The sequence below is a fragment of the Salinicoccus jeotgali genome (assembly GCF_039538805.1).
Taxonomy (GTDB): domain Bacteria; phylum Bacillota; class Bacilli; order Staphylococcales; family Salinicoccaceae; genus Salinicoccus; species Salinicoccus jeotgali.
Genome location: NZ_BAABCK010000054.1, coordinates 1 through 10528 on the forward strand (window position 1 = coordinate 1; position 10528 = coordinate 10528).

Here is a 10528-nt window from a genome sequence, read left to right on the forward strand (position 1 = left end):
CATATTGTCCGGTGGCAATCGCGGAGAGGCCCCACCTGTTCCCATGCCGAACACAGCAGTTAAGCTCTCCAGCGCCGATGGTAGTTGGACTGACGTCCCGTGAGAGTAGGACGCCGCCGGGCAGTATGTACATAATTACATTATGGATGCGATGAGCCGCATTGAGACCTTTATAGGTCTCTTTTTTTGTATAATGAAGATATAATCAAGGTAGGTGGTTGAATAATGGAATTCAGTATTGAAGTCACTGGTTTAACGGAAACTGAGAAACTGGCTAAAAATTTAACGAAGTATATAATGAATGGGACCGTCATTCTCCTCTCCGGTGACCTCGGTGCTGGAAAGACCACTTTCACCCAGTTCATGGGGGTGCATTTAGATGTGAAACGCAGAATGAGTTCTCCGACTTTCAATATCATAAAAAGTTATCAGGGGAAATTCACAGTGCACCACATGGATTGTTATCGACTCGAAGGCAGTGACGAAGACATGGGGTTCGATGAATACTTCAATGGTGAAGATGTTGCGATCATCGAATGGCCTGAGTTCATTCAAGATTTTCTGCCACCTGAGTACCTGGATATTAACATAGAATACCTCAGTGAAGATGCTCGCCTTTATCATTTTAAGGCATATGGGGAACATTACATTAAACTATTGGAGGACCTTGAAGATGATTACGCTAATGATTGATACTTCAAATAGACCTTTATCTGCAGCCATTAATGAAGATGGCCGTATGGTCGCTGAAATAAATACGACGGTTAAAAAAACCCATTCAGCAACAATTATGGTGCATATCAATCATTTGCTTGAATCTTCAGGCTATAAGCGCAGTGACATCGATCGAATTGTAGTAGCACGGGGTCCAGGTTCCTATACTGGAGTAAGAATTGGCGTGACCATTGCGAAAACATTGGCTCAGGCTCTTGGAATAGAGTTGTACTCCGTCTCTTCCCTCGCTGTCATAGCTGCTTCTAGTGGTGCCAAGGGCAATGTTCTGCCGATGTTCGATGGAAGGCGGGGGAACGTCTACAGCGGATTGTATCATGTATCTGAGCATATCAAAGAAGTTGAAGCAGCAGGATATAAATCCTTAGAGACTGTTTATGAAGAAATGAAGAAATATGAAGAAGTTTGCTTATTGGCTGATGGAAACGAAGCCTTCACTGAAAACTTGCCTGAATATACGCATACTGTACCACGCATTACCACAGTCGAACAGTATCCTGAAATTCTCAGAAGAGAAGATATTCATGAGATGGTTCCCGAATACCTAAAAATATCGGAGGCTGAGAAAAATTGGATGAATCAGCAGCAATCATAAGAAAGATGACTCTAGACGACGTAAAAACTGTGTACACTATAGAATGTGCTTCATTTCCTAATACATCCTGGAGTATTGAGGCTTTCAGGCGTGAATTGACGGCAAATGAATTTGCTACATATTTCGTCATAGAACATCGTGGTGAAATAGTAGGTTATTGCGGCACTTGGATCATCATTGATCAGAGTCAAATCACAACAATAGCCATCGATAGAGGAATGCGCGGACATGGTTACGGTAAAGCCCTTTTGCAACACGCTAAAACATATGCCAAAAAATCCGCCGAAATTCTATCGCTCGAAGTGAGCGTGGATAATGAACGCGCAATGATCTTATATGAGAATGAAGGTTTCAAATATGGAGGCATCCGGAAGGACTATTATGGTCCAGGCAAGGATGCCCACGTGATGTGGGTGAATTTGAATGAATGAAGATGTAGTCATCTTAAGTATCGAGACAAGTTGTGACGAAACAGCGTGCAGTGTGATACGGAATGGTAATGAAGTGCTATCCAATATAGTAGTCAGCCAAATCGATAGCCATAAAAGATTTGGTGGCGTTGTGCCTGAGGTGGCTTCCAGACACCATGTGGAAACCATTACCGTAGTAATTGAAGAAGCGCTTGAAGCAGCACATATGGCGCCTGCAGACCTATCTGCTGTTGCTGTTACGGAAGGGCCAGGATTGATAGGGGCATTGCTCATCGGCATCAATGCAGCTAAAGCATTTAGTTTTGCTCATGATCTACCCCTTATCCCTGTTCATCATATTGCAGGTCATGTATACGCCAACCAATTGGATGAAGAACTGAACTTTCCGTTGGTGGCACTCATCGTTTCAGGAGGGCATACAGAACTGATTTATATGAAAAGCCATCTGTCTTTTGAGGTCATCGGCGAGACGCGTGATGATGCAGTGGGGGAAGCCTACGATAAAGTTGCGCGGGTCATAGGCTTGCCTTACCCCGGTGGACCGCATGTCGACCGCCTCAGCAAAGAAGGGCATGACATCTATGAATTCCCACGGGCTTATCTTGAGCCGGAGAGTTACGATTTCAGTTTCAGCGGCGTGAAATCGTCGGTCATCAACACGCTTCACAACCAGAGGCAAAAAGGTCAGGAAGTGAATGCAGCGGACGTAGCAAAGAGTTTTCAGGAAAGTGTCGTAGAAGTATTGACTGTCAAGACTTTGAGGGCAGTAAAAGATTATGGAGTGAAAAATCTGATAGTAGCTGGTGGTGTCGCAGCCAATAGTGGTCTGCGTGCGAGTTTTGAAGAGAAGTGCCAAGATGAGGGTATAAAGTTAAGTGTGCCACAGTTAAAGTACTGTACAGATAATGCAGCGATGATTGGGGCTGTAGCTTATCACCTCTATAATAAGGGTGCCTTCGGAACTTTAGGGCTAAATGGCCGCAATACGATCGATATAGAAGAATATACAATGTAAAAAACCTATATGGATATTTATCCATATAGGTTTTTTTCTGTAAACATGTTTTGTCAATACGGAACGTTTGTTTTATCCACGGTTGTGGATAACTTGTTGATGAAAATGGCATAACCACTAATATCAAGCACATAATTGTGGGTATATTTGTGGTTAAGTAGTTCTTAATAGTTATCAACACTGTGGATAACTATGTGGAGGAACTGGTATAAAAGCATTTAGGCTGTGTACAATATCGTGGGTAAAAGGATTACGTATAAAGCCAGAGAATGACGAACATACGTTCATCATTCCATTGCTTCCAATGATTCTGATAATGAAGCCCACTCTTCCATAAGACGTTCGAGTGCCGCTTCCGAGTCATTCAATTGCTTATTGAACTCCGCTGCCTTTTCATAATCTCCATAAACTTCCGGCAAGGCGAGTGTCTCTTCAATTGATTCAATTTCAGCTTCTTTCTCTTGTATCTCTTTTTCAGTTTTAGTTATACTCTTTTTGGTTTTTTGAATCTCATTTCGCCTTTGCTTGTGCGCTTCATAACTGTTTGTGTTCTTTACTTCTTTATCTTCCTGCTCGATTTTTATCTGCATTGCCGCTTGTTCTTCTTTTTTATGCTGATAATAACTGTAGTCGCCATTATATATATCAGTGTGCTGATCGCCCATTTCTACAATTTTATTGGCAATGCGGTTGATGAAATAGCGGTCGTGCGAAACGAACAGTAGGGTGCCGGGGAAATTGTGCAATGATTGCTCCAAGACTTCCTTGCTGTCTATATCCAAGTGGTTCGTCGGCTCATCAAGTATGAGCAGATTATTTTTTTCAAGCATCAATTTAGCCAACTGTATGCGGGCCTTTTCGCCACCACTCAAATCATTGATCTGTTTCATGACCTCATCCTGGGTGAACAGGAAACGTCCCAACACTTTGCGTACATCGCTTTCGTTCATATTCGGATATTCATGCCATAATTCTTCAAGTACACTTCTACCGGAAGTGAATTCTGCCTGTTTCTGATCATAATAACCAATCGATATGTTGGCTCCATAAATGATTTCCCCATCATGTTGTGATAATTTTTTGGCAATCGTCTTGACCAGAGTTGATTTTCCGATACCGTTTGGACCAATGATGGCGAGACGGTCGCCTTTATCGATGTTCAGATTGATATGACTGTTTAAAGTCTCTTCGTATCCTATGGCCAGATCTTTGATTCTGAGCACATCATTGCCGCTTTCTCGTCTGATATCGAATGAGAAGTCTGCACTTTTCGTGTCCATCCTAGGCATATTAATACGTTCCATGCTTTCCAGTTTTTTTCGGCGACTCTTCGCCATATTGCTTGTTGAAGCACGGGCAATATTCTTTTCCACAAAAGTTTCGAGCTCTTTAATTTCCTTTTGCTGGTGTTCAAAGGCCTTCATATGCAGTGCATGATTTTTTTCTTTTTCTTTTACATAACCCGAGTAGTCGGTGTGGTAGAGGGTGCCCCTATGCATCTCGACTTCATATATCTTGTCGACAGTACGGTCTAAGAAGTAGCGGTCATGACTGATTATGGCAATAGCGCCCGAGAAGCTGTTAAGATACTGCTCGAGCCACGCGACGGTATCCATGTCCAAATGGTTGGTGGGTTCATCCAGGAGCAGCAGATCAGGCTTGGATAGGAGCATCTGGCCAAGTGCAAGACGTGTCTTTTGACCACCGGAGAAAGCTTCTACGCTTCTGTAGAGGTCCTCAGGCATGAACCCGAGACCGGTCAGAACTGTCTTTACTTCCGAATCTATCGTATATCCACCTTCAGCTTCGAAAATATTCTGCACTTTCTCGTATCTATCGAGCTGGTCTTGATAGTCTGGATCATCATAGTCATGTACAGCAAGCCATTCGGCGATTTTCTCCATTTCCTTCCCGGTCTCAAGCAACCTCGAGAAAGGGCGGAGCATTTCCTCTCTGACATTATGTGTAGACTCAAGTGTCATCTGTTGTGTCAGATATCCTATTGAAATGCCTTTTGGACTGGTGATCTGTCCTTCATCAATACTCATTTCACCAGCCATCATCTTCATCAAAGTTGTTTTTCCGGCACCATTCTTACCGACGATGCCGATTGTCTGTCCTGTTTTAATTTCCAGGTTCATATTTTCAAAAATCATATCTGTACCGAAAGATTTTTTTATGTTCCCTAATTGCATCACTATCATCATAAATCCCTCACTTTCCTCAAGTTTACAATATATAGCGTAAAAAAACGATGAAATCAGGTGACTCTTATGGGACTATAGGCGTGCAATTATGATATAATATATCAACAAAGTGCAATAAAAGAGGTGTACGAGATTTGAATAACAAAAAGAAAATCCCGAATGCAACGATGAAGCGCTTACCCCTGTACTACAGATTCTTCAAAAACTCCGAAAAATCAGGGGTGGATCGGGTTTCTTCACGGGAGATCAGTGAAGCACTGGATATAGATTCAGCAACAATTCGGCGGGATTTCTCCTATTTTGGTGAACTTGGCCGAAAAGGTTACGGATATAACGTCAAAAGCCTGTTGAAATTCTTTATGGAACATATCCAAGGTAATCAAAAGAGAAATGTCGCCATCATCGGTGCAGGTAACTTGGGTAGTGCATTATTGAACTATAAATTCAGCAACATAAATGATAGAATGAACGTAGTTGCTGCATTTGACAACAACAGCAGCATTGTCGGAACAACAATCAATGATACAATGGTCCACCACTCGGATGAAATTGAAAAAATGGCTAAAGATCATGGCATAGATGTGGCAATCCTTACACTGCCTGCAGAAGTCAGCCAGGAGATGGCTGAGCGTCTTGAAGCGGCCGGAATCAAAGGCATTCTTAATTTCACACCGATGAGGCTGGATGTAAGCGATGGAATCTATGTACACAATATAGATTTGAGTGTCGAATTGCAGGCACTGTTCTTTTATATGAAACATATCTAGGAGGGATACTGTGCTCGAAATGTTCATACCGACTACACTGATGGTAGTAACGCCAACGAGTATGATTGTAATTGCGGTTGTAGCGCTCATCATATTCGGACCTAAGAAACTGCCCCAATTCGGAAAAGCCATGGGTTCCACATTGAAGGAATTCAAAGATGCAACAAAGGGCCTTGCTACAGATGATGATGACGATGACGACGAAGAAGAGAAGAAGAAAAACCAGAAGAAAATCGAATCTGAAGTATAAAGGTCTTGAGGTGGCGGAAGCCGCCTTTTTTTAAAGAGGTGGAAAATCGATGAATGAATTGGAAAAGAAGGAAATCACTGAGCATCTTGATGAATTGCGCAGACGGCTTATGATTGTCATATATTTTTTTGCAGGCGCAATGCTGGTCGGCTTTTTCCTTTCCAAACCGTTAATATATCAGGTTCAGGAAGCACCATGGACCGAATCCATACAGATGCACGCATTCCAAGTGACCGATCCGCTCAAAATATATCTGATGGTCATCATGATCATCGGTTTTGTAATCGTACTCCCGGTAATACTGTATCAGATATGGGCATTTGTCTCTCCGGGTCTCTACAGCAATGAGAGGAAGCTGACACTATCATACATTCCAATCGTCATGCTGCTCATGCTGCTTGGAATGGCCTTCAGCTACTTCATACTTGTACCATATATTATACAATTCACCTTTGAACTGTCGGAGGATATGGGGATAGAGACAACAATCGGCATCAATCAATATTTTGGTTTCCTGTTCAGGACAGTCCTGCCATTCGGCCTGATCTTCCAAATGCCGATACTGGTACTTTTCCTGACTCAGCTGGGGTTGCTGACTCCAATGTTTTTGAAGAAGAACAGAAAGTATGCCTATTTCATCTTGTTGGTCGTAGCAGCTTTGATTGCGCCACCTGACTTGATGACCCATATCATGTTGACGATCCCGATGATCGTTTTGTATGAAATCAGTATCTATATTTCTAAAATTGGTTACCGCAGACATTTAAAGGCAGAGCAAAAAGCAATTGAAGAATCGTTGGACTAAGATTTGGGAGGTTTTTTGAGATGGCATTGGATTCAGATGGAAGGATGTTCAGCCATCCATCGGCTGATGGGCAGCTTGAGGCACACACCCCAAAAAAAGTATCAGATGAATGGCGACAGCATTATCATGTGCAACCCCCTCTAGGGAGCTTGGATGGCCTTGCAGGCCTTGTGGCGGATGCTGAAGGATATCAATTGTTCTATGAATGGACGCCCGTATATGGTCAGCGAACGAAATGTCTGTATCATCTTACATCGAAGGATATGGTGGCATTCGATGACCAGGGCGTCATAAAGATGTTGTCAGACGGTGATTCACCAGGGTCTGCGCTCGTTACCGACAATCAAGATGGACTACACCTTTTCTACACCGGCCTAAAATCGCGGAGGTGCATTCAGTATCACTCCATATTGGATGCCCAAAAAGAATTCAAGACGACCGAGGCCATCATAAAAGGAACACCTCAAGGCTATCTGCCGGTAATGAACGCGCCGTATGTATTTCACGAAGATAAATATCGCATGATGCTCGGGACTGGCACCGAGGATGAGTTTGGACGCATACTAGTCTTCAGCGGCGACAGCCCATCCTCTTTCCAATATGATGGACCTCTGGCTACGGAGCTTGATCAGTTCGGTTTCATGTGGACCCACCCTGAATACTTCAAGTTGGATGGCAAAGATGTATTACTCTTCAATGTGAAAGGTCTGGATAAGTATCAGAACAGCTATTGGAACATCTATCAATCGGGCTACCTTGTAGGGGATATTGATTTTAATGAATTACATATGACACATGGGGCGTTCCATGAACTGGACCACGGTTTCGACTTCTATGCTCCTAAAACCGTGATGTCTGAAGGGAAACGGCTGATAGTCGGTTGGATGGGGACAGAAGAAACGGACTATCCAACAAATGGTGAATGGGATCATTGTCTGACAATACCGAGGGAAGTGAGTGTCCGTGGTTCGCACCTGATACAGAAGCCTTTTGATGGGCTGTGTAACTATAGGACGAACGAACTGACCGCTGAAGGTTATTTTGATCATTATCCAAGAAAGATTAAAGACTTCTATGGCCACAGTTATGAATTGGTCCTCGATATACTAGAGAATAATGCAAACCGCATCCACATCGATTTGAGGGTGAGCAGGCGCGAACATACAAGTTTGATCTATGACAGCGAATCGCAGGTTTTGACACTGGACAGGACCTTCAGCGGCAAATTGCCTGGCAACGTTGATGGGACAACCCGGAAAGTCCAGCTCGAGGCCCCATTATCGCAGCTAGATATCTTTATGGACATCTCCAGCATAGAAGTGTTTGCCAACCACGGAGAAGCGGTGATGAGTGCGAGAATATTCCCTTCAAATGAATCTACAGGCGTAGAATTCTCGACTGAAATAGGAGGGTGTCATGTCAGGATGGCAAGATATGATATAAAGCCAACCAATGATAATTAACGCTTCGCCCTGCAGCATGAAACAAATTTTATTATTGGAAGATAAAAAGTTTCATTTCTTCTTATAATATTTTGATTATTTTGTTATCATTGGAAGTAACAAGGTAGGCGAGAGGGGAAAAACTATGTTTTCGGTATTAAGTCAGATTCGTAAGCGGTTTGAATACATGACACCTGTGGAGCAGCGCATTGCTAATTTTATGCTGGAAAATCCAGCCAAAGTCATCAATATGCCAGTCAAAGATATCGCTAAAAGCAGCAGTACGAGTGATGCTGCCATCGTCAGATTCTCAAAGCGTATAGGACTTGCAGGTATCAAGGAATTGAAAGTGGAACTAGCCAAAGAGTTACATACCCTTGAGAAAGAGAATATTTCAAGAGTGATCGATCTGGAAGAGGACACCCATCGCGAGATTTTCGATAAGGTCTTCAAGAACACCATCCAGGCACTCTATAATACCGAAAAGATAGTGGACCGCGATGCGATCAAGCAAGCGGCGGAACTATTTGCGAAATCCCGCAACACCTTCATATTCGGAGTAGGGGAGGCGGCGAGTGTCGGTACCGAGTTCGAACAGAATCTCCACCGCATAAATATCAATGCTTTCTTCACCACGGATAAATACTTCTGCATGACCCGGTTATCCAATGCAACTGAAGATGATGTACTATTCCTCATCACTTTATCCGGTAAGACCAGGGAAGTGGTAGAAGTGGTCAAACTCGCCAAAAAGTTGGGCATCAAGACCGTCATATTGACCCAGAACCACGCCTCGATCGCTAAGCGCAATTCAGATGTGGCAATAGAAATTACCGAGGAAGAGAACAATATTCAGTATATGAATATGACGAGCCGCATCGCACAGCTCGCGATATGTGATGTGCTATTCTTCTATACGTGCCGTCAATTGGGTTCGAAAGCTTATGAAACGATTATGAAGACATATGATATCACACACTAGCCCCTCATTGAGGGGCTTTTATTGTAGGAAAATTGAGATGGGGGAAGGACATCTGACTGCAACATATCTGCAATAATCTTTAAAATAAATCAGCCATTATTAAGGTTGTGTAACAAACTTCCATTTTTATAGCTGTCGATGCATTCTTCTAATATACTCGGTTTATGACATTAATCGTTCAGAGAACATAGAGGCGGTTTGGAGGCATTAAATTGATATATAGAACAATACGGCTCGGTATTTCATCACTTTTGATGATATCCACTCTATTTGCCATTAATATAAATACTGTCATGGAGGCAGAACAAGTAGAAGGAGATGCAGATGGAGGCCATGAAGCACCGTCTTCAGAGGAGGCACGCGGGCAGGAAGATATGATAAAAGATACCCCTGAGCAGGAAGGGGCACTACAAACGCCAGAAACACCTGCGATAGAGCCTGAAGAAGGGTTGCTGGTACAGACTGGTCCGGAACAGAGCCAGGAGGAAGCAATCCATAAGCAGGCAGCGAACGGCAACAAAGAAGCGGGCCCTGTCCCCGCATCAGAAGAAGAGACTGAAGAAACACAGAAAGACACTCCAGACATATCTGAGCCTTCCACGGGAGAAGCCCCTCCCATTGCCGATTCAATAGTGGAAGATGCTGAAGATATGATAGAAGAGCCAAAATCATCTTCAGATGAAACGGCTGCTCCAGAACCGCCTGGCGATGCAACGGAAAATACATTAGAGTCAACTGATATACCAGCATCCAGAACCTCGGAACAAGAAGAATCTGAAGTTGACGGGATCCCTGCTGTAGAAGAGAGGGAGGCTGTACAAAGTGAGATGGGAGAGGGCGACAATGCACCCTCCCCGAAGGATCCCTCCCATGACAGTACTGGAGAAACAGAACAGTATGATGAAAGCGCGCCTGCCAAGCAAAACATTACGGGAACTGCCTCAGCACCTAAGTTCTATCGTTATGACCATGGTGATATACTGGCCGGAATCACATTGCGGCCAGGTGCCTCAGACGAAGAATTGAACCTGTTGGATGAACGGGTCAACGAACTGATGTGCTCCAAAATCCTTAGGGCGGATTAAGCCCGGAATATCAAAATCTAAGAAATGCCAATAAAGTGAATGCACATAGATTATCTACACAACATTTGTATGAGAATAAAAAAATGAAACGGGGCTGGGACATAAGTCCCGATCCAAGCAGAATCCCCCGGGTTAAAATGAAAATTTTAACCCGGGGGATTCCTATGTATATAAATGAAAGACAAAACAAAAGGCACCCTTTATAATGTAAGTAACC

General features: G+C 43.4%; 11 protein-coding genes and 1 rRNA gene. 11 read left to right on the top strand and 1 reads right to left on the bottom strand.

Annotated elements, in window-relative coordinates:
* Window positions 1-7: 7 nt before the first annotated feature.
* The 5 genes from rrf (at window position 8) to tsaD (ending at window position 2773) form a co-directional block, all read left to right on the top strand.
* Window positions 8-122 (top strand): 5S ribosomal RNA (gene rrf / locus ABD734_RS08215).
* Between the two features lie 103 nt (window positions 123-225).
* Window positions 226-693 carry a tRNA (adenosine(37)-N6)-threonylcarbamoyltransferase complex ATPase subunit type 1 TsaE gene (tsaE, locus tag ABD734_RS08220; protein ID WP_344703242.1) on the top strand — a complete coding sequence of 156 codons (468 nt, stop codon included), beginning with the start codon at window positions 226-228 and terminating at the stop codon, window positions 691-693.
* Window positions 674-1327, top strand: coding sequence for a tRNA (adenosine(37)-N6)-threonylcarbamoyltransferase complex dimerization subunit type 1 TsaB (tsaB, locus tag ABD734_RS08225; RefSeq protein WP_344703244.1), 654 nt, complete (start codon window positions 674-676; stop codon window positions 1325-1327). The genes tsaE and tsaB overlap by 20 nt, the downstream gene beginning before the upstream one ends.
* Before the next feature lie 5 nt (window positions 1328-1332).
* Window positions 1333-1758 (top strand): ribosomal protein S18-alanine N-acetyltransferase, encoded by a 426-nt coding sequence (gene rimI / locus ABD734_RS08230; RefSeq protein WP_344703257.1) that lies wholly within the window; start codon window positions 1333-1335, stop codon window positions 1756-1758.
* Complete coding sequence (gene tsaD / locus ABD734_RS08235; RefSeq protein WP_344703246.1) at window positions 1751-2773, top strand: tRNA (adenosine(37)-N6)-threonylcarbamoyltransferase complex transferase subunit TsaD; 1023 nt, start codon at window positions 1751-1753, stop codon at window positions 2771-2773. Before rimI ends, tsaD begins: the two co-directional genes overlap by 8 nt.
* A gap of 287 nt (window positions 2774-3060) precedes the next feature.
* On the opposite strand, the gene ABD734_RS08240 is transcribed toward tsaD, so the two are convergent.
* The gene (locus ABD734_RS08240) at window positions 3061-4977 is read right to left on the bottom strand and encodes an ABC-F family ATP-binding cassette domain-containing protein (protein ID WP_344703259.1); all 1917 of its coding nucleotides are present in this window, start codon (window positions 4975-4977) and stop codon (window positions 3061-3063) included.
* A gap of 137 nt (window positions 4978-5114) precedes the next feature.
* Between ABD734_RS08240 and ABD734_RS08245 the strand changes: the two genes are divergently transcribed.
* The 6 genes from ABD734_RS08245 to ABD734_RS08270 all read left to right on the top strand — a co-directional run bounded on the left by ABD734_RS08245 (window position 5115) and on the right by ABD734_RS08270 (window position 10311).
* Complete coding sequence (locus ABD734_RS08245; protein WP_344703248.1) at window positions 5115-5747, top strand: redox-sensing transcriptional repressor Rex; 633 nt, start codon at window positions 5115-5117, stop codon at window positions 5745-5747.
* A gap of 19 nt (window positions 5748-5766) precedes the next feature.
* Window positions 5767-5997 carry a twin-arginine translocase TatA/TatE family subunit gene (locus ABD734_RS08250; protein WP_344703261.1) on the top strand — a complete coding sequence of 77 codons (231 nt, stop codon included), beginning with the start codon at window positions 5767-5769 and terminating at the stop codon, window positions 5995-5997.
* Between the two features lie 49 nt (window positions 5998-6046).
* Window positions 6047-6802 carry a twin-arginine translocase subunit TatC gene (gene tatC / locus ABD734_RS08255; protein ID WP_344703250.1) on the top strand — a complete coding sequence of 252 codons (756 nt, stop codon included), beginning with the start codon at window positions 6047-6049 and terminating at the stop codon, window positions 6800-6802.
* Window positions 6803-6822: 20 nt separating this feature from the next.
* A complete protein-coding gene (locus tag ABD734_RS08260) occupies window positions 6823-8265 on the top strand; it encodes a glycoside hydrolase family 32 protein (RefSeq protein ID WP_344703252.1) in 1443 nt (480 codons plus the stop codon).
* Between the two features lie 124 nt (window positions 8266-8389).
* Window positions 8390-9226 carry a MurR/RpiR family transcriptional regulator gene (locus ABD734_RS08265; protein WP_344703254.1) on the top strand — a complete coding sequence of 279 codons (837 nt, stop codon included), beginning with the start codon at window positions 8390-8392 and terminating at the stop codon, window positions 9224-9226.
* Between the two features lie 212 nt (window positions 9227-9438).
* Window positions 9439-10311 carry an ICP22 family protein gene (locus tag ABD734_RS08270; protein ID WP_344703255.1) on the top strand — a complete coding sequence of 291 codons (873 nt, stop codon included), beginning with the start codon at window positions 9439-9441 and terminating at the stop codon, window positions 10309-10311.
* Window positions 10312-10528 lie beyond the last annotated feature (217 nt).